Source organism: Bradyrhizobium sp. 155, from assembly GCF_023101105.1.
Lineage (GTDB): Bacteria > Pseudomonadota > Alphaproteobacteria > Rhizobiales > Xanthobacteraceae > Bradyrhizobium > Bradyrhizobium canariense_D.
In genome coordinates, this window is record NZ_CP064704.1 from 5,757,436 (window position 1) to 5,782,020 (window position 24,585).

At 64.9% G+C, this 24,585-nt stretch carries 21 protein-coding genes; 7 read left to right on the forward strand and 14 right to left on the reverse strand.

Features of this window, described 5'->3' with window-relative positions:
• Window positions 1–312 precede the first annotated feature (312 nt).
• The 5 genes from IVA93_RS27855 to IVA93_RS27875 form a co-directional block, all read right to left on the reverse strand.
• On the reverse strand, window positions 313–2,046 hold the full coding sequence (locus tag IVA93_RS27855; RefSeq protein WP_240543332.1) for a methyl-accepting chemotaxis protein: 1,734 nt from the start codon (window positions 2,044–2,046) through the stop codon (window positions 313–315).
• A gap of 206 nt (window positions 2,047–2,252) precedes the next feature.
• Window positions 2,253–2,504 carry a DUF6894 family protein gene (locus tag IVA93_RS27860; protein ID WP_007594936.1) on the reverse strand — a complete coding sequence of 84 codons (252 nt, stop codon included), beginning with the start codon at window positions 2,502–2,504 and terminating at the stop codon, window positions 2,253–2,255.
• Between the two features lie 159 nt (window positions 2,505–2,663).
• Window positions 2,664–3,263: a hypothetical protein gene (locus IVA93_RS27865; protein WP_026233672.1), complete on the reverse strand. Its 600-nt coding sequence runs from the start codon at window positions 3,261–3,263 to the stop codon at window positions 2,664–2,666.
• A 112-nt stretch (window positions 3,264–3,375) separates the two neighbouring features.
• The gene (gene acuI, locus IVA93_RS27870; protein WP_085352604.1) at window positions 3,376–4,362 is read right to left on the reverse strand and encodes an acrylyl-CoA reductase (NADPH); all 987 of its coding nucleotides are present in this window, start codon (window positions 4,360–4,362) and stop codon (window positions 3,376–3,378) included.
• A 40-nt stretch (window positions 4,363–4,402) separates the two neighbouring features.
• On the reverse strand, window positions 4,403–5,656 hold the full coding sequence (locus IVA93_RS27875) for an MFS transporter (RefSeq protein WP_018458839.1): 1,254 nt from the start codon (window positions 5,654–5,656) through the stop codon (window positions 4,403–4,405).
• 328 nt (window positions 5,657–5,984) lie between these two features.
• Between IVA93_RS27875 and nadA the strand changes: the two genes are divergently transcribed.
• Genes nadA through nadC form a run of 3 tightly spaced genes read left to right on the forward strand, consistent with a single transcriptional unit; the run spans window position 5,985 to window position 9,592 of the window.
• The gene (gene nadA / locus IVA93_RS27880) at window positions 5,985–7,091 is read left to right on the forward strand and encodes a quinolinate synthase NadA (RefSeq protein ID WP_204513858.1); all 1,107 of its coding nucleotides are present in this window, start codon (window positions 5,985–5,987) and stop codon (window positions 7,089–7,091) included.
• Between the two features lie 9 nt (window positions 7,092–7,100).
• Complete coding sequence (locus IVA93_RS27885; protein ID WP_247363584.1) at window positions 7,101–8,702, forward strand: L-aspartate oxidase; 1,602 nt, start codon at window positions 7,101–7,103, stop codon at window positions 8,700–8,702.
• An 11-nt stretch (window positions 8,703–8,713) separates the two neighbouring features.
• A complete protein-coding gene (gene nadC, locus IVA93_RS27890) occupies window positions 8,714–9,592 on the forward strand; it encodes a carboxylating nicotinate-nucleotide diphosphorylase (RefSeq protein ID WP_085352608.1) in 879 nt (292 codons plus the stop codon).
• Between the two features lie 4 nt (window positions 9,593–9,596).
• On the opposite strand, the gene IVA93_RS27895 is transcribed toward nadC, so the two are convergent.
• From IVA93_RS27895 to IVA93_RS27905, 3 genes are all read right to left on the reverse strand, one after another.
• Window positions 9,597–11,051: a cell wall hydrolase gene (locus IVA93_RS27895; protein ID WP_018454891.1), complete on the reverse strand. Its 1,455-nt coding sequence runs from the start codon at window positions 11,049–11,051 to the stop codon at window positions 9,597–9,599.
• A gap of 479 nt (window positions 11,052–11,530) precedes the next feature.
• Window positions 11,531–14,497: a pyruvate, phosphate dikinase gene (gene ppdK, locus IVA93_RS27900; RefSeq protein WP_018454892.1), complete on the reverse strand. Its 2,967-nt coding sequence runs from the start codon at window positions 14,495–14,497 to the stop codon at window positions 11,531–11,533.
• Between the two features lie 96 nt (window positions 14,498–14,593).
• A complete protein-coding gene (locus tag IVA93_RS27905) occupies window positions 14,594–14,749 on the reverse strand; it encodes a DUF3096 domain-containing protein (RefSeq protein ID WP_007594951.1) in 156 nt (51 codons plus the stop codon).
• Between the two features lie 221 nt (window positions 14,750–14,970).
• Here IVA93_RS27905 and IVA93_RS27910 point away from each other — a divergent pair, with 221 nt between their 5' ends.
• Window positions 14,971–15,324, forward strand: a complete 354-nt coding sequence (locus IVA93_RS27910) for a DUF1236 domain-containing protein (RefSeq protein WP_018454893.1) — start codon at window positions 14,971–14,973, stop codon at window positions 15,322–15,324.
• A gap of 267 nt (window positions 15,325–15,591) precedes the next feature.
• On the opposite strand, the gene glyS is transcribed toward IVA93_RS27910, so the two are convergent.
• The 6 genes from glyS to IVA93_RS27940 form a co-directional block, all read right to left on the reverse strand.
• Window positions 15,592–17,703, reverse strand: coding sequence for a glycine--tRNA ligase subunit beta (glyS, locus tag IVA93_RS27915; RefSeq protein WP_026232838.1), 2,112 nt, complete (start codon window positions 17,701–17,703; stop codon window positions 15,592–15,594).
• Window positions 17,703–18,638, reverse strand: a complete 936-nt coding sequence (locus IVA93_RS27920; protein ID WP_018454895.1) for a glycine--tRNA ligase subunit alpha — start codon at window positions 18,636–18,638, stop codon at window positions 17,703–17,705. The genes glyS and IVA93_RS27920 overlap by 1 nt, the downstream gene beginning before the upstream one ends.
• Window positions 18,639–18,833: 195 nt before the next feature.
• Window positions 18,834–19,025: a hypothetical protein gene (locus IVA93_RS27925; RefSeq protein WP_018454896.1), complete on the reverse strand. Its 192-nt coding sequence runs from the start codon at window positions 19,023–19,025 to the stop codon at window positions 18,834–18,836.
• A gap of 118 nt (window positions 19,026–19,143) precedes the next feature.
• Window positions 19,144–20,052, reverse strand: a complete 909-nt coding sequence (locus IVA93_RS27930; protein WP_018454897.1) for a S49 family peptidase — start codon at window positions 20,050–20,052, stop codon at window positions 19,144–19,146.
• Between the two features lie 211 nt (window positions 20,053–20,263).
• Window positions 20,264–21,034 (reverse strand): tRNA1(Val) (adenine(37)-N6)-methyltransferase, encoded by a 771-nt coding sequence (locus IVA93_RS27935; protein ID WP_018454898.1) that lies wholly within the window; start codon window positions 21,032–21,034, stop codon window positions 20,264–20,266.
• A complete protein-coding gene (locus IVA93_RS27940; RefSeq protein ID WP_007607161.1) occupies window positions 21,027–21,254 on the reverse strand; it encodes a putative signal transducing protein in 228 nt (75 codons plus the stop codon). Before IVA93_RS27940 ends, IVA93_RS27935 begins: the two co-directional genes overlap by 8 nt.
• A gap of 131 nt (window positions 21,255–21,385) precedes the next feature.
• Here IVA93_RS27940 and IVA93_RS27945 point away from each other — a divergent pair, with 131 nt between their 5' ends.
• The 3 genes from IVA93_RS27945 (at window position 21,386) to fabF (ending at window position 24,578) form a co-directional block, all read left to right on the forward strand.
• Entirely contained in the window at window positions 21,386–22,393 is a 1,008-nt protein-coding gene (locus IVA93_RS27945) for a polyprenyl synthetase family protein (RefSeq protein ID WP_007594965.1), read from the forward strand.
• Between the two features lie 411 nt (window positions 22,394–22,804).
• Window positions 22,805–23,320 carry a winged helix-turn-helix transcriptional regulator gene (locus IVA93_RS27950; protein WP_018454901.1) on the forward strand — a complete coding sequence of 172 codons (516 nt, stop codon included), beginning with the start codon at window positions 22,805–22,807 and terminating at the stop codon, window positions 23,318–23,320.
• Window position 23,321: 1 nt separating this feature from the next.
• A complete protein-coding gene (gene fabF, locus IVA93_RS27955; protein WP_026232839.1) occupies window positions 23,322–24,578 on the forward strand; it encodes a beta-ketoacyl-ACP synthase II in 1,257 nt (418 codons plus the stop codon).
• The last annotated feature ends 7 nt before the right edge of the window (window positions 24,579–24,585 follow it).

The following is a 24,585-nucleotide window of genomic DNA, read 5'->3' on the forward strand; positions in this document are numbered from 1 at the left end:
GGAAACACGCAGCCAAGTCCTTGCCGGCTGCATGGACGTTGATCGCCCTTGCCGGAGAATCTATTCCTTAGGGTTACTCATTCTGGTTAACGGGAGGGCTCGGAGAAATACTGAGATTTCAACCCAAACAGTTGAAATGGAAGAGATAATCTCGCCAGAAAGTTGTAAATTTCAGCTTGAGGTCGCCACTGTTTGCTTTTGCAGCCGACGTTCGCCGAAGTCATGCGCGAGACGTTCGCGGCGAAGATCAGGATGCAAAAACGCCCCGCCTGAGGAGGCAGGGCGTCTTCCGAACTGTCTGGAACGAGGTTCTTAGGCGGCGCGCACGGTGTCGAGGAACTTGCCGACCTCGAGCTTGAGGCGGTTGCTGTCGCCGGACAATGACCGCGCGGCTGCCAGCACCTGCGACGATGCCGAGCCGGTTTCGCCTGCACCGCGCTGCACGTCGGTGATGTTGGACGAGACCTGATGGGTGCCTTCGGCCGCCTGCTGCACGTTGCGCGAGATCTCCTGCGTCGCCGCGCCCTGCTCCTCGACGGCCGCCGCGATCGTGGACGATATCTCGGACAGCTTTTCAATGGTGTTGCTGATGGCGCTGATGGCGGCGACGGAGTCCTGCGTCGCGGCCTGAATGCCGGAAATCTGCTGGCCGATCTCGCCGGTCGCCTTCGCGGTCTGCTCGGCAAGCGCCTTCACTTCGGAAGCCACCACGGCAAAGCCGCGACCGGCCTCGCCGGCGCGTGCCGCCTCGATGGTGGCATTAAGCGCCAGCAGGTTGGTCTGGCCGGCGATGGTGTTGATCAGCTCGACCACGTCGCCAATGCGAGCCGCCGCCTTGGACAATTCTCCGACACGGTCGGTCGTGGTTCGGGCTTGGGTAACCGCCTCGCTCGCGACCCGCGCCGATTCCTGCACCTGGCGGCTAATCTCCGTAATTGAAGACGACAGCTCTTCCGTGGCCGACGCCACCGATTGCACGTTGGTCGACGCCTCCTCGGAGGCCGCAGCCACAACTATCGTCAGTTCCTGTGCCCGCTCCGCCGTCGAGGTCAACGTCGAGGCCGAAGCCTCGAGCTCCGTCGCGGCCGACGACACCGTATCGACGATCTCGCCGACGGCGCCTTCGAAACTATCAGCAAGCTTGCGCATATCGGCCTTGCGCTGCTCGGCCGCCACCTGGTCCTGCCGCATCTTGGCTTCCGCTTCCTGGCGCGCCTTCTGCTCCGACACGACCTTGAATTTCTCGACGGCCGCGGCGACACCGCCGACCTCGTCCTTGCGGCCGAGACCCGGCAGGACAACAGAGAAGTCACCACCAGCGAGCTTGTCCATGGCAACCGTGAGCGCGCGGATCGGCCGCGCGATGGTCAGGAAGGACATCAGCCACGAACCGATGAGGACGAGCACGGCGCACGCACCGACCACCATGCCGAGACGCTCGCTCACGGCCATCTCCTGGCTCGCGGCAGCGATTTCTTCATCGCTCTTGTGCTTGGCGAAATCGGCAATCTCGCTGGTCAAATTGTCCAGCTGTGTGGCAAGCGGCAGCGTCACCTCGCGGATCTGGCGCGCGCCTTCCTCGGAAATCTTGGCGGCGCGGACGGGGTCCGTGGCCGCAACCGCAATGGCCTCGCTGCGAACAGAGGCGTTCTGCTGCGCGCCCTTCAGGTAATCGGCCGACGTAGACTTGAGCTTCTCCATCCGCGCGCGGTTTTCCGGGGCGTGCGACAACCTGAGCATGGAATCGACAACGCCGTTCAGTGCTTTCGACCGCTCCAGCAGAAGCTCGCTCGCCTTTTGCAAGTCACCCTGATTGTTGGCGAGACGCATGTCCCGTACGGCGAGTTGCAAGCCGCGTATCCCAAGCTTGGCTTCGGTAGCCTCGCGCACCAATTCCTGCTGCGCAAGCGCGGCCTGGTTGGAATGCCGCACGTTGTTGTTGCCGATGACCTGGCTCGCGATCATGGCGCCGACGAGAACAACGCCGAACGCCGAAGCGAGCGCGAGCTTGGTACCGATTTGCAGATTCTGGATGAGTCTCGACATGAGGGCGTTTCCCGGGTTGCGCGGCCAAGTCATTGTCGGCCGCCCTCGGCGTTGATCGCCCTTGCCTAAAAACTGAGCTTCAGGTGTGGTGATCTGGTTAACGATCGCCCCCGGACAAATACCGGACTTATCGGAAAATCCCTTGAAAACGGCACGGTCCGCGCGCTTAACAGGTTAACCACACGCGGCGGTAGGATGCCCGATTTCTAGCCAGTGCGACCAAGGGCCTTTTGGCTCTCGCCAATCAAGCTGATCCGGAACACCGGCTCCTTGTTCTCGTCGAGCAGCTCCATGCGCCATTCGGCGTCCTGTTTCAGGCCGCGCGAGATGCCGCCGAGCAAATTGGCACAGACTTCGGTCATCTCGGTCCAGGCCGCGGCGCGGTCCTCGAACTCATATGGCTGGTCGGCAGCACCGGAATAGCGGCCCGTGCTGATACGGAAGAAGTACAGCGACATCGTTGAACCCTTTTATCGGGCCGCGCCCCCGGCCGTACCTAAACTGGGGCGCGAACAGCTACCAACGCATGAAAGCCGCCGTCCGTATGACTACGGCGCGGCGGCTTCGTGTCTGATGGCAGCTCTCAACGACAAAGTGCGCGGACGCGCGCAGCCAACTCACTGGGTCGAGCGGCGCAGCTCCAGCGGGGCGTCGTCCCTGGCGGGCTCCGATTTAACTTGCGGCTTCACCGGCTCGAGCCGGCTACTCTCGACGCGCGGGGTCTCGACACGCGCGGCGACTTCGGTGTTGGGCGTGCCGACCGAACCCGTGTGTTCCGAGGTGCGCAGCGAGCGCGGCCGCGCGACGGCCCGCGCCATCAGCATCTGGTTGCCGCCCTGGTGATGGAAGTCGCAATAGGCGAAGCCCATCCCCGATACCGAGCCGCGGAAACTGCGATCGTCGGTCTTTTCAAGGTTGAAACAGGGCTCGAACGGAATGCCCTTGATCGAGGCGCAGACGTTCTGGCCGCGGATCTGCAGCGTGTTGCCGGGCAGGCGGAGATGTTTCACCGGACCTGCACCCGAGAACTGCACTGCGCCAGCGGCGCCGAGGTCGTCCATGATGCGGCCAGCGCCGCGGGTGCCGTCAAAACAGGTGAAAGCAAACACCTTCCCGGCGACGAAGCGGCGCGCCTCATCGGCGTTCATGCTTCCAGCAATGGCCGGCGTAAGCGTCGCTACCGCCGTGACCGCCCCCAACACAATACGCGCAAGCATGCTCAACTCCGAACCAACCCCGCAGCGGGCTATGCCTTATCTCTTTACCTGCTGCTTACCATACTAACCATGGCGACATTGAAGCAGCATGGTTGGTAAAGTCTGAACGCCGTTAGACAATTTTTACAACGGTGCGACCGCGGACCTGGCCGGCGAGGATTTTCGCGCCCCACTCCGGAACTTCAGAAAGCGGAATTTCGTGAGTAATTTCAGCTAGTTTTGACCGGTCCAGATCGGACGCCAGGCGTTGCCAGGCAGCTTTCCGCGGCTCGATCGGGCACATCACGGAATCGATGCCGAGAAGGCACACCCCGCGCAAAATGAAGGGTGCGACGGAAGACGGCAGGTCCATGCCGGCAGCCAAGCCGCAGGCCGCGATCGCGCCGCCGTACTTCGTCATCGACAGCAGGTTTGCGAGCGTGGTCGAGCCGACGCTGTCGACGCCACCCGCCCAGCGCTCCTTGGCGATGGGCTTGGCGGCCGCCGACAATTCGTTGCGGTCGATCACCTCAGCCGCGCCGATCTCTTTCAGATAGTCCGCTTCGGACGCACGTCCGGTGGAGGCGATGACGTGATAGCCGAGCTTCGAGAGCACGGCGGTCGCAACCGAGCCGACGCCGCCTGCAGCCCCCGTCACCACGACCGGACCGCTGTTCGGCGACACTCCGTGCTTCTCCAGCGCCAGCACGGACAGCATCGCGGTGAAGCCGGCAGTGCCGATCGCCATGGCGTCGCGCGCCGATAGGCCCTGCGGAAGAGCGACCAGCCAGTCGCCTTTCACCCGCGCCTTCTCGGCATAGGCGCCAAGATGGGTCTCGCCCATGCCCCAGCCGGTGCAGACAACCTTATCGCCCGCCTTCCATTGCGGATGCGAGGACTGCTCGACGGTGCCGGCGAAGTCGATGCCGGCAATCATCGGGAAGCGGCGCACCACCGGCGCCTTGCCGGTGAGCGCAAGGCCGTCCTTGTAGTTCAACGTCGACCATTCCACGCGGACGGTGACGTCGCCCTCCATCAGTTCGGCTTCGTCGAACTGCGTGAGCTGCGCGGTGGTGCCCTTGTCCGCCTTGTCGATCCGGATCGCCTTGAACGTCGCCACAGCAAAACTCCCTGACTTGTTTCAGGGGATGTTTAGCCGATCAGGCAGGCTGCGCAACCGCCCGCTGGACCGGTTTCTCCACGATCGGAAGATTGATCAGCGCCGAGAGCACGCCGAACAGGATCGAGAGCCACCAGATCGGCGTGTAGGAACCGAACCGCTCAAACACGATGCCGCCGAGCCAGACGCCGAGGAAGCCGCCGACCTGATGGCTGACGAAGGCGAAGCCATAGAGCGTGGCGAACCAGCGCGTGCCGAACATGATCGCGACCAGTGCCGAGGTCGGTGGCACGGTCGACAGCCAGGTCAGGCCGGAGACCGCGCCGAACGCAATCGCCGAGAACGGCGTGATCGGAAACGAGATGAAGGCAAGCGTCGCAAGCGCGCGGGTGAAATAGATGGTCGAGAGGATGTAGCGCTTGGGCAGGCTGTTCTGGAGATAGCCGACGCTGAGCGATCCCATGATGTTGAACAGGCCGATCGCCGCGATCACCCAGCCGCCGATCTGCGTGGAGATGCCGCTATCGACCAGGAAGGCCGGCAGATGCACCGTGATGAAGGCAAGCTGGAAGCCGCAGGTGAAGAAGCCGAGCACCAGCAGCACGTAGGAGCGATGGCCGAAGGCTTCCGCGAGCGCTTTGGTGAAGGTCTGCTGGTCCGCAGGCGCCGCGTTTGCCGTGCTTGCGACCGGCGGCGTCGAGAGCGCCAGCGACAACGGAATGATCAGCAGCATTAGGAAGCCGAACACGGTGAGCGCCTGCTGCCAGCCGAAATTGTCGATCAGGGCCACACCGATCGGCGCGAACAGGAATTGCCCGAACGATCCCGCCGCAGTACCGGCGCCGAGCGCAAGGCCGCGCTTCTCGGCCGGCAAGAGCTTGGTGAAGGCCGAGAGCACCAGATTGAACGAGCAGCCGGCGAGACCGAAGCCGACCATGACACCAGCGCCGATGTTCAGTGACAGCGGCGTCGATGAGTAGCGCATCAGGAGCAAGCCCCCGGCATAGAGCAGAGCGCCGACGCACATCACCCGAAACAGGCCGAAGCGATCGGCGACCGCGCCGGCGACGGGCTGGCCCAGTCCCCACAGCAAATTCTGAAACGCGATCGCGAGGCCGAACACGTCGCGGCCCCAGGCATATTCATGGCTCATCGGCTGTACGAAGAAGCCCAGCGCCGAGCGCGGGCCGAACCCGAGCATCCCGATCGCGCAGCCGCAGAGAATGATGATCGCCGGCGTGCGCCAGGAGGAGGAACGGGAGACCGAACCGAGCTCACCCATCTGTATCGACATGCTGTTCCTCGTGCGTGGTCGCGGATTCGCAAATGGCGGCCGCGAGCCAACTCGTTTAATGCATCTGCATGGAAACCCCAAGTCAAAAACGATTGCATTCCGCGAAGAGCTGGCGCGGGAGCATTGCATTTCCTCGCGGCCTCAGCCGACGCGCCGGGCGCGACTTAACGGAAACGTGTGCGGCAAGATCTGGCGGCTCCCAACACGACGTGTTATTTTATATTTGCTCATATCGAGCATATCGAATGATCCCCCGGCCTGTCGGCCGGATTTCTCAGGCTTTATATATGCTCAAAATGAGTACAAATGACATGCACGGGAGGCTTGGATGCCGCTAACTGGAATTTACGGCCCCGACGACTTTGCCAACCGGCCGCAGGGCCACGTCATCACCCCGGCACAGGCCAAGCAGTCGCGAACCGGACCTTCGCTGCCGATGCCTTCACTGGAATGGACGCCGGAGGTCGAGCGAGCCACCGCACCGCTTTACGAGCGCGTGAAACGTGTCATCCCGCCGATCGAATGGCCGCTGATGGCCCCGACGATCAAGGCGATCAACGAGCTGAAGCAGGCCCGGGGCGCGGTGATCCTCGCGCACAATTACCAGACGCCGGAGATCTTCCACTGCGTCGCCGACATCGGCGGTGATTCGCTCCAGCTCGCGGTCGAAGCCACCAGGGTGAAGGCCGGCATCATCGTCCAGTGCGGCGTGCACTTCATGGCGGAGACCTCGAAACTGCTCAATCCGGACAAGACGGTGCTTATTCCTGATACGCGCGCCGGCTGCTCGCTCGCTGCCAGCATCACCGGCGCCGACGTCCGCCTGCTCCGCGAAAAATTCCCCGGCGTGCCTGTCGTTGCCTATGTCAACACCTCCGCGGAGGTGAAGGCCGAGGTCGATATCTGCTGCACCTCGTCGAACGCGGTGCAGGTGGTCGAAAGCCTCGGCGCACCAACCGTGATCTTCCTGCCCGACCGCTATCTCGCCACTTACGTGGCCTCGAAGACCGACGTGAAGATCATTGCCTGGAAGGGCGCCTGCGAGGTGCACGAGCGTTTCACTGGCGCCGAGCTGCGCAGCTACCGCGAGGCCGATCCCTCCGTGCAGATCATCGCTCATCCCGAATGCCCGCCGGACGTGCTGGCCGAGGCCGATTTCACGGGCTCGACCGCGCACATGATCAACTGGGTGCGCGAGCGGCGGCCGCGGCGGCTGGTGATGATCACGGAATGCTCGATGGCCGACAATGTCCGCGCCGAGCTGCCCGATGTGGAGATGCTGCGCCCCTGCAACATCTGCCCGCACATGAAGCGCATCACGCTCGCCAACATTCTGGAGAGCCTGCTGACGCTTCGCGAAGAAGTGACGATCGATCCCGCGCTCGCGGACCGCGCAAGGCGCTCGGTCGAGCGGATGATCAATTTGAAGAACTGAGATAAAGCCATGACAAACAACATCAACACCCTCCCCCGCTCCGACGACGTCGTCATCGTCGGCGGCGGCCTTGCCGGATTGTTCTGCGCGCTCAAGCTCGCGCCGCGGCCGGTAATATTGATCTCGGCGGCGCCGCTCGGACAGGGCGCGTCGTCCGCATGGGCGCAAGGCGGCATCGCCGCGGCAATGGCTGAAGGGGATACGCCGGAAGCGCACGCCGCGGACACGGTTGCAGTTGGCTGCGGCATCGTCGACGAAGCTGTCGCACTCGGGATCGCGCGCGAGGCCGCACCGCGGATTCACGACCTTCTCGCCTATGGCGTGCCGTTCGACCGCGATCTCGAAGGCAGGCTCGCAGTCGGGCGCGAGGCCGCACACTCGGCGCGGCGTATCGTACATGTGCGTGGCGATGGCGCGGGCGCCGCCATCATCGCGGCGCTGAGCGAAGCCGTGCGGCGCACGCCGTCGATCCGGCTGATCGAAGGTTTCGTCGCCGAAGCGCTGTTGACCGAGGACGGCGCGGTCGCCGGCCTACGATTGCGCGAAGCTGGCGACGCGGCAGCACAGCCGATCCTGCTCGCCGCGCGGATGGTGGTGCTCGCGACGGGCGGCATCGGCCATCTCTATGCCGTCACCACCAATCCGCGCGAGGCCAGCGGATCCGGCCTTGCGATCGCCGCACGCGCCGGCGCGGTGATTGCAGATCCCGAGTTCGTGCAATTTCACCCGACCGCCATCATGGTCGGTCGCGATCCCGCGCCGCTCGCCACCGAAGCGCTGCGCGGTGAAGGCGCGACGCTGATCAACGGCCGTGGCGAGCATTTCATGGCGGCGCGCCATCCGCTCGCCGAGCTCGCTCCGCGCGACATCGTGGCCCGCGGCGTGTTCGCGGAGATCTCGGCCGGGCGCGGCGCCTTTCTCGATGCGCGGCAAGCGCTGGGCGCACGTTTTGGCGACAGATTCCCGACGGTTCATGCAAGCTGCATGGCCGCTGGCATGGATCCCGCCACGCAGGCCATCCCGATCGCACCGGCGGCGCACTACCACATGGGCGGCATCGCCGTCGACCATCGCGGCCGCAGCTCGATCGACGGGCTGTGGGCCGGCGGCGAGGTGTCGTCCACCGGCGCGCATGGCGCGAACCGGCTTGCGTCGAATTCGCTGCTCGAGGCCGTGGTCTACGCCGCACGCATCGCCGATGACATCGCCGGCCGCACCAGCCCCTCGCCCGCCCGCCTTGCGGACGCGGCGACGCCGCGCGGCGGCGCACCGGATGCTGCGGCCGTGAAGCGGCTGCGGATGCTGATGAGCGCGCATGTCGGCGTGATCCGCGACGGTTACGGGCTTGCGGACGCGGTTCGCAGCTTCGCCGCGCTCGAACGAGAGGCCACGAGCATCGCGGTCCGCAACATGGCAACGGCAGCCCTGCTCGTGGCGGCGTCGGCCTGGAACCGGCGCGAGAGCCGCGGCGCGCATTTCCGCTCCGACCATGCCGCGGACGTACCCGCCCTCGCGCAGCGCACGATGACGACGCTCGCAGCAGTACGCGAGGTCGCGGACAGCCTGAGCGAACGCCCGACACCGCGCACCGCACAACCCATGATCGCCTGACGGAGTCTGCCATGATCACCCCGACCTCTCTGCTCTATCCCGACGCCTTTCTCTCCCCGCTCGCGATCGACGAGGCCGTGCTCCGCGCGCTCGATGAGGATCTCGGCCGCGCCGGCGACATTACCTCGCTTGCGACGATCCCCGAGGCAACGAAGGCGCAAGCGATCCTGGTCGCACGGCAGTCCGGCGTGATCGCCGGCTTGCCGCTGGCGCTCGCCACCTTGCAAAAGCTTTCGCCCGACATCGAGGTACGCGCACATGTTCGCGACGCCGCGCGCGTCGCCCGCGGGCAGCAGGTGCTGACGATCTCGGGGCCGGCACGCGCCATCCTCACGGCGGAGCGGACCGCGCTGAATTTCGTCGGCCGGCTGTCGGGCGTCGCGACGCTCACGGCGGACTACGTTGCGCGCGCCGAGGGCACCCGGATGAGGATCTGCTGCACGCGAAAGACCACGCCCGGGCTGCGCGCCTTGGAGAAATACGCGGTACGCTGCGGCGGCGGCTTCAATCACCGCTTCGGGCTCGACGACGCGATCCTGATCAAGGACAACCACATCGCGGTCGCCGGCGGCATCCGTCCCGTGCTGGAGCGCGCCCGCGCCCAGGCCGGCCATCTCGTCAAGATCGAGATCGAGGTCGACACGCTTCCGCAGTTGCGCGAGGTGCTCGACACCGGCCTTGCCGACGCCGTGCTGCTCGACAACATGGATATTGCGACGCTGCGCGAAGCCGTCAGGCTCAACGAGGGACGCCTCAAGCTGGAGGCATCCGGCGGTGTCACCCTGGACTCGATCCCAGCCATCGCTGCGACCGGCGTCGACTACGCCTCATCCGGCGCGCTGACGCATTCGGCGCCAAATTTCGACTGCGCGCTGGATATCGAGGCGTGAGGCGCTACCGCCGCTCGGTCGCGCCCATCTCGGCGGAGCTCTTGGCTTGCTGAGTGAGCTCGGCGGAGAGCGCGGCGGTCTGCGCCGGGGTGCCCCAGCTCGGCTCTTCGCTGCCATCGCCCCAGGCGCGTGGGCGATAGAAGGTGTGGACGCCGGTCTTGTACATCTTCTTCATCTCGGCGACCCAGGACGGGCGCACCCAATAGGCGTGGTAGTGCGTGGACTTGCCGACCTCGGGCAGCCAGATCTGGCCGTCGAGCATGGCCTTCGAGATCTTTTTCGCACGGTCCCACATCTCGGGCTCGCGGATCACGTCGGCATTGTTGTCGCAGGCAAAGGTGAACTGGCAAGCGAGATGGCGGTGCTTGTTCTGATAGACGGCGCCGCACACAGTGTCCGGGTATTTGCCGGAGAACACGCGGTTCATCACCACCTGCGCAACCGCCATCTGACCGCGCACGGCCTCGCCGCGGGACTCGAAATAGACGGCCTCCGCGAGGCATTTTTCGGACTTCGCGCGCGACTTGTCGTCGAGCGCGAGCCGTTCCGCCGGCGATCTGGCGCGCTGATTGTCGACGTTGACCTCACCCTTCGGCGCGACGCTCTCGCCGCTTTCGATATCCTTCGCAATATCCTCCGACGGCGGCGATAGCGACGCCGTCACCTTCATGTCGGGGTCGGGCATCACGATCAGCGGCTCCGCACCGGGTTGCCAGCTCTCGATGCTCTCGACGTTGCCTCCGAGCGAGGAGCTGCCGAAGAACAGGCTCGAGGTCTTGACCCGGAACGGATCGCGCGGCGGTGCAGCCGGAATGGTGGCCTGCTTCAGCGCTTCGAGCGGCTGGAGCGCGAGCGAGCGCGCAGCGTCGCTGGCTTGTGGCGCATTGGTGTATTGCGGCAGCGGCGGCGCACGCAGCGCCTCCGCGAGTTCGGGATCCAGCGCGGCCGCGGATTCCGGCGACATCGCCTGCGGCAGCGCGACGGTCTTGGCGCCGAACACCGAGCTGTTCGACGTCGCGGGATCCTCCTGCGTCGGCGCTGCCGTCGGCGCGCCCGCTTCGGGAGCCTGCGTCGGTGTGACCGTTGCGAGGCGGTCACCCTTCATGGAGCGATCGACCTTGGGAAAATCGGCGGCCTGGTAGCGGGGCGGCGCCTGCAGCGCCGGATTGCGGCTGATCGCGCCGGTGACGTCGCGGCCGTCGAGGCTCGCGAGACGAACCATCGCGCTCTGCGGAGCCGAAGTGCCGATCGGCCGGGAAAAACTGTAAGTGGCCAGTTGTATGGAGGACGCAGCAGAGAAAACCTGCTTCTGCCAACGCTCCGCGACGCCGGGTTGGCGCGCCAGCAGCGAGGCAATGTCCTGATAGCCGGTCTCTCTCGGCATCAATGCGAAGATGCAGAGACCGATGCCGAAGGACGCGAACCGCGCGCCCTTCGGATGGGTACGCAACAAAAACATCGATACGCTCACGCTACGCTTACGCTAGAAAAATCGAGCCGCAGTACATCCGTGCAATTCGATCTTTATCGTGAGTATCTAATTTAGGTTGCTGGGGCGTTAATCGGCGTTGAGCATGCGGCACACGCAAGCAATCGCAGGTGTTTTCACGGGGCGATGATGCGCCTTGGTAAATGCGCCCTCACGCGAAGGGGTAAACAACTGGTCAACGCGAATGGTGAAGGAACTCTTGCGCGCACGTGTCATTACGGGACGCGCGCGGTTCCATCGCCACTTCGACCACAGCCGCCATGCCCGCGAAGGCGGCCCATCCAGTACGCCGCGGCTCCTTCCCTATCACGTCACCGCCTCTGGAATACTGGATCGCCCGCTTACGCGGGCGATGACACTGAATGTGTGGCAAGAACGTCGCCTCAAAAGAAAGAGGCGGGGTTTTGGCCCCGCCTCTTTCGCTCTCAACATTCAACTCGCCGCTTACCTTACGCTTGGCTCGCGATCGCCTTGCCGAGCGCGGCTTGCGCGGCGGCGAGGCGGGCGATCGGGACGCGGTAGGGCGAGCAGGAGACGTAGTCGAGGCCGATCGCGTGACAGAAGGCGACGGAGGCGGGATCGCCGCCGTGCTCGCCGCAGATGCCGACCTTGAGCGAGGGGCGCGTCTTGCGACCGCGTGCGACGCCGATCTTGACGAGCTCGCCGACGCCTTCCTGGTCGAGCGCGACAAAGGGATCGATCGGCAGGATGCCCTTGGACACGTAGGTGCCGAGGAAGCTTGCGGCATCGTCACGGCTGATGCCGTACGTCGTCTGCGTGAGGTCGTTGGTACCGAATGAGAAGAACTCGGCGCTCTCCGCGATCTCGGCCGCGAGCAGGCAGGCGCGCGGCAGCTCGATCATTGTGCCGACCTGATAGGTCAGCTTGGTGTTGGTGTCGCGCATCACCGCCTTCGCGGTGGAATCGATGCGCGCCTTGACGAGGTCGAGCTCCATCTTGGTGGCGATCAGCGGCACCATCACCTCGAGGCCGACGGCCTTGCCGGTGCGCTTCTCGGCCTCGACCGCCGCTTCGAAGATCGCACGTGCCTGCATCTCGGCGATCTCGGGATAGGCTATCGCGATACGGCAGCCGCGGAAGCCGAGCATCGGATTGAACTCCGACAGCTCCCGCGCGCGGTCGGCCAGGCGCCGCGGGTCGGTGTTCATGGCGCGCGCCACTTCCTCGACCTCGGCATGGGTGTGCGGCAGGAACTCGTGCAGCGGCGGATCAAGCAAGCGGATCGTGACGGGCAGGCCCTTCATGATCTCGAACAACTCGACGAAGTCGGCGCGCTGCATCGGCAGCAGTTTTGCCAGCGCAGCGCGGCGCGACTGCTCGTCCTCGGAGAGGATCATCTCGCGCACCGTGCGGATGCGCGTCTCCTCGAAGAACATGTGCTCGGTACGGCAGAGGCCGATGCCTTCCGCGCCGAACTTGATCGCAGTGTGCGCGTCCTCCGGCGTGTCGGCGTTGACGCGCACGCCGATCTTGCGGACCTGGTCGGCCCATTTCATCAGCGTGCCGAACTCGCCGGACAGCTCGGGCTCGATCATCGGCATGCGGCCGGCGAGCACCTGGCCGAGCGAGCCGTCGATGGTGATGACGTCGCCGGTCTTGAAGGTGCGTGAGCCGATGCTCATGGTGCCGCGGCCGTAATCGACGCGGATGGTGCCGCAGCCGGAGACGCAGGGCTTGCCCATGCCGCGCGCGACGACCGCAGCATGCGAGGTCATGCCGCCGCGGGTGGTCAAGATGCCTTCGGCGGCGTGCATGCCGTGGATGTCTTCGGGGCTGGTCTCGATCCGGACCAGAATCACCTTGCGTCCGTCGGCCTGAAGCTTGGCCGCTTCGTCCGAGGAGAACACGATCTCGCCGGAGGCCGCACCCGGCGAGGCCGGCAGGCCGGTCGCGATCACGTCGCGCTTGGCGTTGGGGTCGATGGTCGGATGCAGCAGCTGGTCGAGCGAGGCGGGGTCGATCCGCGTCACCGCTTCCTTCTTGGTGATCAGGCCTTCATTGGCGAGTTCGACCGCGATGCGCAGCGCCGCCTTGGCAGTACGCTTGCCGCCGCGGGTCTGGAGCATCCAGAGCTTGCCCTGCTCGACCGTGAACTCCATGTCCTGCATGTCGCGGTAGTGCTTCTCGAGCAGCGTGTAGATCCGCGTCAGCTCCTTGAACGCCTCCGGCATCGCCGATTCCATCGACGCCTTGTCGGAGCCGGAGTCCTTGCGCGCTTCCTCGGTGATGTCCTGGGGCGTGCGGATGCCCGCGACCACGTCCTCGCCTTGCGCGTTGATCAGGAACTCGCCGTAGAGCTTGCTCTCGCCGGTCGAGGGATTGCGCGTGAAGGCAACGCCGGTCGCCGAGGTCTCGCCCATGTTGCCGAACACCATGGCCTGCACGTTGACCGCGGTGCCCCAGGATTCCGGAATGTCGTGCAGCCTGCGGTAGGTCACCGCGCGGGCGTTCATCCAGGATGAAAACACCGCGCCAATCGCGCCCCAGAGCTGGTCGTGCGGATCCTGCGGAAAATCCTTGCCGGTTTCGCGCGCGACCGCGTCCTTGTACTTGCCGACCAGATCGACCCAGTCGTCGGCGGTGAGATCCGTGTCGAGCGTGTAGCCCTGGCTGTCCTTGAAGGTGTCGAGGATTTCCTCGAAATGATGATGCTCGAACCCGAGCACCACGTCCGAATACATGGTGATGAAGCGGCGATAGCTGTCATAAGCGAAGCGGCGATCGCCTGACAGTTCCGACAGCGCTTCCACGGTCTCGTCATTGAGGCCGAGATTGAGCACGGTATCCATCATGCCCGGCATCGAGGCGCGGCCGCCGGAGCGCACGGAAACGAGCAGCGGATTCCTGGAATCGCCGAAGATCTTGCCGGTCAACTTGCCGACATGGTCGAGCGCCTTCTCAACCTGCGACTTCAATTCCTTCGGGTAGGATTTGTCATGCGCGTAGAAATAGGTGCAGACCGAGGTCGGGATGGTGAAGCCCGGAGGCACCGGCAGGCCGAGATTGGCCATCTCGGCGAGGTTGGCGCCCTTGCCGCCGAGCAAATCGCGCATCTCCGCTTTGCCCTCGGCCTTGCCGTCCCCAAAGGTGAACACCCACCTGCCGGCCTTGGCCGCAACAGGCGCAGCCTTGGTTGAAGCAGTCTTGCTCGGTACCGGCTTCGCGGCGACCTTCGGTGCAACCGGCTTCGTCGGTGCCTTTGCAACAGCCTTGGAAACCGACTTGGCGGCGGGCTTCACAGCCGGCTTGGCCACCGGCTTGGCAGCGCCCTTGGCCATGGGCTTCGGGACGCGCTTGGCAAGTGACTTGCGGGCCGCCGGCGCGGCTTTCGCCTTGGTCGAGGACTTTGATTTCGCTGGCATTTTCGCTGGAGTTTTCGAGGCGGCTTTGGCCATAGCTTGCACACAACCTGCGAGAGGAATGGGTAATTGCGCGCCTTACACCACTTTGGGCAGGTCCGCGCAAGTCGAAGAGTTCCCTAGAATGAAGGCCTAGAGATGGAGCCACTTCAACAATCCGAGCCCGATCGCACCATTTATGATGAGAAAAATCGCGACGATCAGGTTCAGGAGGCGCGGCATGATCAGGATGAGCACACCCGCAAGCAGCGACAGGATCGGCGAGATGTGGGCGACGGTGATGTGCATGAATTTTCTTTCCGTGGGTGGGGCGAATCGCGGCGGGATCATAGCGGACTGGGTTCCGCGGGTAGAGACGCACCGGGGGCGCGCGAGTTCCCGGCTTCGCGAAAACTGCCCGAAAATGCCGCGAATGCGGCGGGCGTTTTCCGGAACATCGCGGAGACGCATGCATTGGCAACCGGTCGCGCCAGTGGCGCTTCCCGAAAACCTTCTCGAAGGAGTTGCCCATGCGGAACAGGATTCTTGCTCTTGCAGCGCTCGCGGCCTCGATCGGCTCGCCCCTTGCGGCGCAGGCGCAAAGCAGCGTCACCGTGGGACGCGCGCCCGTCGTCGTCGAGAGCGGCCCGACCATTGCGGTCGAGCAGCGGCCGGCTTTCCGCGACTATGTCGTCGAACAACGCGTGCCGGCTTTCCGCATTCCGGATCGCGTGGTGGTCGGTGCCACCCTACCTGAAAGCGGTGTCACCTATTATGACGTGCCGCAACGTTTCGGCGCCACCACCTATCGCTACACCGTCGTGAACGGCGAGACCGTGCTGGTCGAGCCGCGCTCGCGGCGCATCGTCGAGGTGATGGACTAGCGTCTTCAGGGATCGACTAGGTGTCCGGCGCGTCACATCAATCAGGCTGACGCGAGCAGTATAGTCGGACATCAGGCCCCGCCCGGTCCTCCCCCCGCCGGGCGGGGCTTTTGTGTGGGCACTCTTCGCGCACAGCAATTGCGGCCACCAACTGCGTCGTCATGGCCGGGCTTGTCCCGGCCATCCACGCGTCTCCACGAGCGAAGAAGAACGTGGATGCCCGGGACAAGCCCGGGCATGACGGTGTCCAGTTGCGCCAAGACGCGCTCAATCCTGGATCTTCGAGAAATCCGCCACCGCACGCGTGGCGCTGCGGATCTCGTTGAGCAGTTTTAGCCGGTTCTCACGCACCTTCGCATCCTCGTCGTTGACGCGAACTTTCTCGAAGAACGCATCGACCGGCGGACGCAGCTTGGCCATCGCACTCATCGCGGCAGCGAAGTCTTCCCCGGCGACGGCGGCACGGGCTTCGGCCGTCACTTCATCGATCGCGCGGGCCAGCGCCTTCTCCTCGCTGAGAGCGTAGAGCGAGGCATCGGGTGCGCCGTCGAATAAGCGCTTATCCTTCTTCTCCTCGATCGAGAGAATGTTGCTGGCGCGCTTGGTGCCTGCCAGCAGATTCTTGCCGTCGTCGGTATCGAGGAATTTTCCGAGTGCTTCGACGCGGCGGACGACCGCCACTATTGGATGCCCTTGCACCAACGAACCAGCGTTGAGAACCGCATCGACGAGATCGTAACGCGCCTTCTGATCTCGCAATTGGACCTTAAGCCGGTCTTCGAAAAAGACCATCAGATCATCAAGCTTTTCTGCAACTTCCAAGTATTGTTTGTCGTACGAGCGCTCTAAGTGCCCCCAAGCGAGTTCTCGCAAACTAATCTTAGTCTGATTTTCGAGCACAATCCTGATCACGCCCAGCGCCGCGCGGCGCAGCGCATACGGATCCTTCGATCCCGTCGGCTTTTCGTCGATCGCCCAGAAGCCGACAAGCGTGTCGAGCTTGTCCGCGAGCGCGACTGCGACGCTGACCGGATCGGTCGGCACGCGATCGGCAGGCCCTTGCGGCTTATAGTGCTCCTCGCAGGCGGCAGCGACGGAGGCGTCCTCGCCCTGGGCCAGCGCGTAGTACTTGCCCATCAGGCCCTGCACCTCGGGGAATTCGCCGACGACTTCGGTCAGCAAATCCGCCTTCGCCAGATGCGCGGCGCGCGTCGCCTTGGCGACATCGGCGCCGACGAGCGGCGCGATCTCTGCGGCGAGACGCTCGATGCGCTTGATGCGCGCAGCCTGGGTGCCGAGCTTCTCGTGGAACACGATCTGCTCGAACTTCGGCAGCCGGTCTTCCAGCTTGGTCTTCAGGTCCGTCTCATAGAAGAATTTTGCATCCGACAAACGCGGACGGATCACGCGCTCGTTGCCGGCGACGATGGTCTTGCCGCCGTCGGGCGCCTCGATGTTGGCGGTGAGTACGAACTTGTTGGTCAGCTTGCCCGTCTTGGGATCTTTGACGACGAAGCACTTCTGGTTGTTGCGGATGGTGGCGCGGATCACCTCGTCGGGGATCGCGAGATACTCCGCTTCGAACGATCCCATCATGACGACGGGCCATTCGACGAGACCCGAAACCTCATCGAGCAGCACCTGATCCTCGACCAGTTCGAACCCTTGCGCAAAGGTCACCTCCTTGGCGTCGGCAAAGATGATGTCCTTGCGCGCCTGCGGATCGAGGATGACTTTTGCGGCCTTCAGCTTCGCTTCGTAGTCCTCGAAGCGGCGCACGGAAATCGCGCTAGGAGCCATGAAGCGGTGACCGTAAGTGGTCTGGCCGGCCTCGATGCCGTCCACCGAGAATTTGACGACATCGGGCTCTTCGGTCTCGAGCCCGAACGTCGCGGTGATCGCGTGCAGCGGACGCACCCAGCTCAGCGAGCCCGGCTTGCCGGAGCGCGCGCCCCAGCGCATCGATTTCGGCCAAGGGAAAGTGCGGATGATCACGGGGAGGATTTCCGCGAGCACGTCGATGGCGTCGCGGCCGGGCTTCTCGATCAGCGCGATGTAGAAGTCGCCCTTCGGATCGCGCTGGATCTTGGCCTCGTCCAGCGACGTCAAACCCGTCGCTTTCAGAAAACCCTGCACGGCCGCGTCGGCCGCACCGATCTTCGGTCCGCGGCGTTCGGTCTTCAGGTCAGGCTGGCGCGCAGGGATGCCGTGCACGGTAAGCGCAAGGCGGCGCGGCGTCGCGAACGCCTTCGCGCCTTCGTAGACGAGACCCTCGGCGACGAGCTTGTCGGTGACCATGCGGCGCAGATCGTCCGCCGCCTTGGCCTGCATGCGCGCGGGGATTTCTTCCGAGAAAAGTTCAAGCAAAAGATCGGGCATCAGGTCGCTCCGCCCGCTTCAGTATGTATCCAGGCCTCGCCGCAAGCTTTTGCCAGTTCGCGCACGCGAAGAATGTAGCTCTGCCGCTCCGTCACGGAGATCACGCCGCGCGCGTCGAGCAGGTTGAACACATGGCTTGCCTTGATGCACTGGTCATAGGCCGGAAGCGACATCAGATGCGCCTCGCGCTTGCCATCTTTCCAACCCGCATCGAGGTATTTCCGGCAGACGGCTTCCGCCATCTTGAAGTGCTCGAACAGCATCGCGGTGTCGGCCACTTCGAAATTGTGCTTCGAATATTCCCGCTCGGCCTGCAGGAAGACGTCGCCATAGGTGACCTTGGCGTCGCCGTCGCGGCCGTTGAAGTTGAGGTCGTAGACCCGGTCGACGCCCTGCACGTACATCGCGAGGCGCTCGAGCCCGTAGGTGAGCTCGCCGGCGACCGGCGCGCATTCGACACCCGCGACCTGCTGGAAATAGGTGAACTGGCTGACTTCCATGCCGTCGCACCAGCACTCCCAGCCGAGGCCCCAGGCGCCTAGCGTCGGGCTCTCCCAATCGTCCTCGACGAAGCGAATGTCGTGCACGGCGGAATCGATGCCGATCGCGGCGAGCGACTGCAGGTACAGCTCCTGAAGGTTCGGCGGCGACGGCTTCATGATCACCTGGAACTGGTAGTAGTGCTGCAGCCGGTTCGGATTCTCGCCGTAGCGGCCGTCCTTGGGCCGCCGCGAGGGCTGCACATAGGCCGCATTCCAGGGCTTTGGCCCGAGCGCGCGCAGCGTGGTCGCCGGATGGAAGGTGCCCGCACCCATCTCCATGTCGTAGGGCTGCAGGATCACGCAGCCCTGCTCGGCCCAGAACCGCTGGAGCGCGAGGATAAAGCCCTGGAACGAGCGTTCCGGGCGCATATGGGCGGGCAAGGAGGCGTCCATCGTCAGATCGGGCTCTCGCGGGGGGTTGAATCGCGCGGGACCGTATCGACGGCAAGGGTGGGAATCAAGGTGAAGGGGGTGGATTCGGGCCTAGTTCTCCGTCATGCCCGGGCTTGTCCCGGGCATCCACGTTCTTCGTGCGGTGAGACAAGGCGTGGATGGCCGGGACAAGTCCGGCCATGACGACTGCAGCAGCTAACCCGGCCGATAGGCTCCGGTGACGGGATCCTGCTTCAGCGTCTGGACGGCCCCCATATGGGCGGCCTCGGCGACGCGCGAGAGGCGCATCTCCTCCAGCTCCTGGTTGATCCCGACGGCGGTCTTGTAGGCCCAGCGGACCACGGCAAGCCCGCCCAGGACGCCCGCGAATGCGACGAACGGCGGCATCGGTCATTCCTTGTTCACAATGCTCAGCCCCCACGCGCATTCTTGCGCAGACCGGGCCGCGCGGCAATTGGCACGGCTTCAAGTCTCCTTGGGGCCAAATGGCGCGGAGGGGCGCCGTCTAGAACCCGAATTTCGCCCAGATCGCGCGGGTCTCGACCGCCGAGATCAGGTCGTCCGGCAGGCTGGCCATTGATTCCATGGCCGAAAGCTGCCCCGCGCCGGGCGATTTCCGGCCCAAAAGGCCGGAGAGCAGACCGGTCGGCTGGGCTATCACGGGGGTGAGAACCTTCTCGCCATAGCGGGCACGAAGAGTTGAGCGGAGATCGCCGATGCTGTCGGCGAGCCCCAGCGTGATCGAACTCTCGCCGGCCCAGTATTCGCCCGTGAACAGGGTGTCGTCGGAGCCCTTCAACCGCGCGCCGCGGCTCTCCTTCACCAGCGCGATGAAGATCTGGTGGATCTCGCGCTGGAGCGCCTTGAGCTTGGCGACGTCGTCGGGGTTTTCAGGGAGAAACGGATCGAGCATCGCCTTGTGCGCGCCGGCGGTGTAGAGGCGCCGCTCGATGCCGAGCCGCTTGATCGCCTCCTGGAAACCAAAACTGCCGCCGACGACGCCGATCGAGCCGAGGATCGAGGACGGATCGCAGATGATCTCGTCGCCGGCGCACGCGATCATGTAGCCGCCGGAGGCCGCGACGTCCTCGACGAACACCAGCACCGGCAGCTTCTTCTCCGCCGCGAGCTGCTTGATGCGCAGGTAGATCTGGCGCGACTGCACCGGCGAGCCGCCGGGCGAATTGATCACCAGCGCCACCGCCTTGGCGTTGCGCGTCGAAAACGCCCGCTCCAGAACCCGCGAAACCGTCGCGAGCGTCATGCCCGGGCGCAGCGGCGTCACTGCGCCGATCACACCGGACAGCCGGACCACCGGCACCACGGCCGTGCCGGGACGGAAGCGCGCCGGCAGATATTGCATGAGCTTGTCGGCCAGGCCGGAACTCTCACGATCGTTCAATTTTTCGGCCATGCCATTACCTCTGATTAACCGTTTCTTATCACGCGACTGTCATTGGAAGGGCCCGGAACGTGTTTTGCAGAAAACCCGTTGAGAGGCTGCAATGGGCCAGCGGAGAACACCATGAAAATCTATCTGCTGATGCTGCTGATCGGTGCGCTGTTCATGGCGATCCGCCTGACGACTCCGCAAGAGCAGCAGTCGGAATCGCTTCCGCAATAGCTCAGCACGGTTCCACCAGGGGTAGAACCGCCCTTCCCTCCAGAATATCCATCACCTCTTTTTTCGACACGCGTGACTCCTCGTTGAGTATGAGGCCCGGCAACAATCGCGCCGGGGCCCTGCCGCCCTTGACCGCGCGCACCAGCACGCGGATCGCGGGCCGCCCGGCTTCACCGTGAACCGGCAGAATCGCGAGACTGCCGAAGCCGCGCGACAGCGCCGCCAAAACCTCAGCGATCCCATCTGCGCGCCAAATCAATGTCAGCGCGCCATGCGATCGGAGGATGCGCCGCGCCGCATGCACCCAGGCATTCAGCGTCTCATCCGTCGCCACATGCGCGATCTGGCGCGCCTGATCGGGCGAACCGCGATGGCGAGCGGGATCGTTGAAGGGCGGGTTCATCAGCACGACGTCGACGCTGTCGGGCGCGAGCCCGCTCGCTGCGAAGGCCTGCGCGTCCGCGGTGACGTCGAGCACGATCGTCTCGGCGGCAATCGCATTCGCGGCCGCATTGGCGCGCGCAAGCTCCGCCAGCTCCGGATCGATCTCGAGCAGGCCGAGCCTGATCCCGGCGACGCGCCGAGCCAACGCAAGGCCCGCCGTGCCGATGCCGGCGCCGAGATCGACGACACGGTCGCCCGCCCTCGCCTCCGTCGCCGCCGCGAGCAGAATGGCGTCGTGCCCGGCGCGATGGCCAGACCGCTTCTGCTTCAGCCGCAATTGCCCGCCGAGAAAGGCGTCCTCGGTGAGGTCTGTCAGTGCTTCACTCATCGCCGCGCAGTTCGTGGCTGAGGCCGGCCTCGGTCAGAAGCTGCCGGGCCTCGATGGCGTCGTCCTCGTGGACCAGGATCCGCCGCGGCAAAATGCCGAGCGAGCCCTCAATGATGCTCATGTTCTGGTCCAGCACCAGATGATGGATGTTGGCGCCGTCGAGCAGCGCGCCGATCGCCGACACCAGCACCATATCGTTGGTCCGAACCAGTTCTCGCAAAACACAGCCTCCTGCCTGACGGGGACTAAGCGCCAAATGTCAATGGTTCCACGGCCCTTGCCGCATCCCCGTCCAGTTTCTATTGTCTTTCCATCAGAATAGCCCTTCCGGGGCAAATATTGGAGACCGGCGTGGCCGTCATCGTACCTTTCGAAACTCCCGGCGCGTCGATCGAAGAGCTGGTTGCCCTTGTCGCCGGTGACATGGAGCGCGTCAACGCCACGATCCTGTCGCGGACCGGTTCGGACGTGACCATGATCCCGGAGGTCGCCAACCATTTGATCTCCTCCGGGGGCAAGCGCCTGCGGCCGATGCTGACGTTGGCCATGGCCAACCTCGCCGGCTACACCGGCGACGGCCATATCAAACTCGCCGCCAGCGTCGAGTTCATGCATACCGCCACGCTGCTCCATGACGACGTCGTCGACGAGAGCGAGATGCGCCGCGGCAAGCTGTCGGCGCGCATGCTCTGGGGCAATGAGGCGAGCGTGCTGGTCGGCGACTTCCTGCTCGGCCAGGCCTTCCGCATGATGGTCGAGGTCGGCTCGCTCCGCGCGCTCGACATTCTCTCCGCGGCCGCCGCCACCATCGCCGAGGGCGAGGTGATGCAGCTTGCCGCCGCCAAGAACACCGCAACCACCGAAGACGAATATCTCGCCGTAATCCGCGGCAAGACCGCCGAGCTGTTCGCGGCCGCCTGCGAGGTCGGGCCCGTGATCGCCAACCGCCCGAAGGCGGAGCAGACCGCCTGCCGCTCGGTCGGCATGAATCTCGGCATCGCCTTCCAGCTCGTCGACGACGTGCTCGACTATGGCGGCAAGAGCGCCAAGCTCGGCAAGAACACCGGCGACGATTTCCGCGAGGGCAAGATCACGCTGCCCGTCGTGCTCGCCTTCCGCCGCGGCAACGACACCGAGCGCGCCTTCTGGATCCGCGCGCTGGAGCGCGGTGAGATCGGCGACACCGACCTCGACCACGCCATCGGGTTGATGAACAAGCATCGCGCGCTCGAAGACACGCGCAGCCGCGCCCAGCACTACGGCGCCATGGCCGTGGACGCGCTGGCGCTGTTCCCGTCCTCGCCGATGAAGAGCGCGCTGGAGCAGGTCGTGGCGTTCTGCCTGGCTCGGTCGCATTAGCTACCTGCATCCTTAGCGCTTGCTGGTAGCCACACCCTCAGTGTCGTCCCGGCGAAGGCCGGGACCCATTACCCCGGTCAGCGTTGTCTTAGCGCCTGTGGCAACCATCGTGCACCACAACAACAGTCGTGGCTATTGGGTCCCGGCCTTCGCCGGGACGACATCGTTGAGATACGCGCCACCACCGCATTAACAGCGTCATTGCGAGCGCAGCGAAGCAATCCAGAATCTTCCCGCAAAGGGACTCTTGATTGTTTCGCTTCGCTCGCAATGACGAGCTAGGTGTGCGAGGGCCGCCTTCCAACTTGCATTCAAATCCTGTGCGCCATCTTGCGGCACACCTCCGTCGGAGTGTTCCAACGGTTCGCCTACTAACTTGCATTTTGCAAGCCACTCTCCTACGTTCCCCTCATGCAGCCCAAATCCCCCTCCATTCAGGAATGTCCGGTCGGCCGCGCTGTGGAGACGGTCGGCGAATGGTGGAGCATTTTGATCCTGCGGGATGCATTCCAGGGCGCAACGAGGTTCGACGAATTTTCGCAAAGCCTCGGGATCGCGCCGAACATCCTGTCGCGGCGGTTGGCCCATCTCACCGAAAGCGGCATGTTCGTCCGTCGCCGCTACAATGAACGGCCGCCGCGCTACGAATATGTGCTGACGGACAAGGCCCGGGACTTCTTCCCCGTGGTCGCAACCCTGCTCGCTTGGGGCAACAAGCATCTCGCACCGATGGGCGAAGCGATCCTGCTCGCGAACCGGCACGATTGTCGTCCGTTCAATCCGGTCGTGGTCGATGCCGCCGACATGCAGCCGATCACGCTCACCAATGCGGTCGTCGTCGCAGGCCCCCGCGCCAGCCGTGTCATGCGTAAACGGCTGACCTCGCTCAAAGCCATGAACCCGGCCGTCGCGCCGGCTGGAGACTGACATGCGTCGTATCGTCGTGACGGGAATGGGCGCGGTGTCGCCGCTTGGCTGCGGTGTCGAACTTTCGTGGCGCCGGCTGCTGGCCGGCCAAAGCGGGCTGCGCCCGCTGCCGGAATGGTCGCAGGCGCTGCCCGCACGTATTGCCGGCCTCGTGCCCGACAAGGCCGATGACGCAGAGGGCGGCTTCGATCCCGCGCAGGCCGCCGCGCCGAAAGACCAGCGCAAGATGGACCGCTTCATCCTGTTCGCGCTGCTCGCCACCGCGGAAGCGGTTGCGCAGGCCGGTTGGACGCCGCAGGACGCGGCGGCGCAGGAACGAACTGCGACGATCATCGCCTCCGGCGTCGGCGGTTTTCCGGCAATGGCGGAGGCGGTGCGCATCACCGAACAGCGCGGCCCGCGCCGGCTGTCGCCGTTCACGATCCCCTCCTTCCTCGCCAATCTCGCCGCCGGCCACGTCTCGATCAAATACGGCTACAAGGGAGCGCTGGGCACACCGGTCACGGCCTGCGCTGCCGGCGTTCAGGCGATCGGCGATGCCGCGCGCATGATCCGCGCGGGCGAGACTGATGTGGCGATCTGCGGCGGCGCGGAAGCCTGCATCGACATCGTCAGCCTCGGCGGCTTTGCCGCGGCCCGCGCACTGTCGAGCGGATTCAATGACGCCCGCGCCTCGCGCCCGTTCGATCGCGACCGCGACGGTTTTGTCATGGGCGAAGGCGCCGGCATCCTGGTGATCGAGGAGCTGGAGCATGCATTGGCGCGCGGCGCGAGGCCGATCGCGGAGATCGTCGGATACGGTACGACCGCGGACGCCTATCACATGACATCGGGTCCGCCTGACGGCGACGGCGCCCGGCGCGCCATGGAGATCGCGCTCCGGCAGGCCAAGCTTGCGCCCGCGGATTTACAGCACCTGAATGCGCATGCGACCTCGACGCCGGCCGGCGACGAGAGCGAGCTTGGCGCGATCGCGGCGCTGTTCGGCCGCCACCGCGGCATCGCGGTGAGCGCGACCAAATCGGCCACCGGGCATCTGCTCGGCGCCGCCGGTGGCCTCGAAGCGGTCTTCACCGTGCTCGCCCTGCGCGACCAGATCGCGCCGCCGACGCTCAATCTCGAAAACCCTGATCCCGCCGCTGACGGCATCGACATCGTCGCCGGTGTGGCGCGACCGATGCCGATGCAGCACGCGATCTCGAACGGGTTCGGCTTCGGCGGGGTGAATGCCAGCGTGATCTTCCGCCGGATGGGCTGAACGACGG

Excerpts from the sequence above, each read along its gene's own strand:
- IVA93_RS27910 (WP_018454893.1), top strand. The coding sequence starts at position 14,971 with ATGCGGAACAGGATTCTTGCTCTTGCAGCGCTCGCGGCCTCGATCGGC.
- ppdK (WP_018454892.1), bottom strand. The coding sequence starts at position 14,497 with ATGGCCAAAGCCGCCTCGAAAACTCCAGCGAAAATGCCAGCGAAATCA.
- IVA93_RS27855 (WP_240543332.1), bottom strand. The coding sequence starts at position 2,046 with ATGTCGAGACTCATCCAGAATCTGCAAATCGGTACCAAGCTCGCGCTC.
- IVA93_RS27885 (WP_247363584.1), top strand. The coding sequence starts at position 7,101 with ATGACAAACAACATCAACACCCTCCCCCGCTCCGACGACGTCGTCATC.
- nadC (WP_085352608.1), top strand. The coding sequence starts at position 8,714 with ATGATCACCCCGACCTCTCTGCTCTATCCCGACGCCTTTCTCTCCCCG.
- IVA93_RS27935 (WP_018454898.1), bottom strand. The coding sequence starts at position 21,034 with ATGAGTGAAGCACTGACAGACCTCACCGAGGACGCCTTTCTCGGCGGG.
- fabF (WP_026232839.1), top strand. The coding sequence starts at position 23,322 with ATGCGTCGTATCGTCGTGACGGGAATGGGCGCGGTGTCGCCGCTTGGC.
- nadA (WP_204513858.1), top strand. The coding sequence starts at position 5,985 with ATGCCGCTAACTGGAATTTACGGCCCCGACGACTTTGCCAACCGGCCG.
- IVA93_RS27865 (WP_026233672.1), bottom strand. The coding sequence starts at position 3,263 with ATGCTTGCGCGTATTGTGTTGGGGGCGGTCACGGCGGTAGCGACGCTT.
- IVA93_RS27950 (WP_018454901.1), top strand. The coding sequence starts at position 22,805 with ATGCAGCCCAAATCCCCCTCCATTCAGGAATGTCCGGTCGGCCGCGCT.
- IVA93_RS27920 (WP_018454895.1), bottom strand. The coding sequence starts at position 18,638 with ATGGACGCCTCCTTGCCCGCCCATATGCGCCCGGAACGCTCGTTCCAG.
- IVA93_RS27930 (WP_018454897.1), bottom strand. The coding sequence starts at position 20,052 with ATGGCCGAAAAATTGAACGATCGTGAGAGTTCCGGCCTGGCCGACAAG.
- IVA93_RS27925 (WP_018454896.1), bottom strand. The coding sequence starts at position 19,025 with ATGCCGCCGTTCGTCGCATTCGCGGGCGTCCTGGGCGGGCTTGCCGTG.
- glyS (WP_026232838.1), bottom strand. The coding sequence starts at position 17,703 with ATGCCCGATCTTTTGCTTGAACTTTTCTCGGAAGAAATCCCCGCGCGC.
- IVA93_RS27895 (WP_018454891.1), bottom strand. The coding sequence starts at position 11,051 with ATGTTTTTGTTGCGTACCCATCCGAAGGGCGCGCGGTTCGCGTCCTTC.
- IVA93_RS27860 (WP_007594936.1), bottom strand. The coding sequence starts at position 2,504 with ATGTCGCTGTACTTCTTCCGTATCAGCACGGGCCGCTATTCCGGTGCT.
- IVA93_RS27875 (WP_018458839.1), bottom strand. The coding sequence starts at position 5,656 with ATGTCGATACAGATGGGTGAGCTCGGTTCGGTCTCCCGTTCCTCCTCC.
- IVA93_RS27905 (WP_007594951.1), bottom strand. The coding sequence starts at position 14,749 with ATGCACATCACCGTCGCCCACATCTCGCCGATCCTGTCGCTGCTTGCG.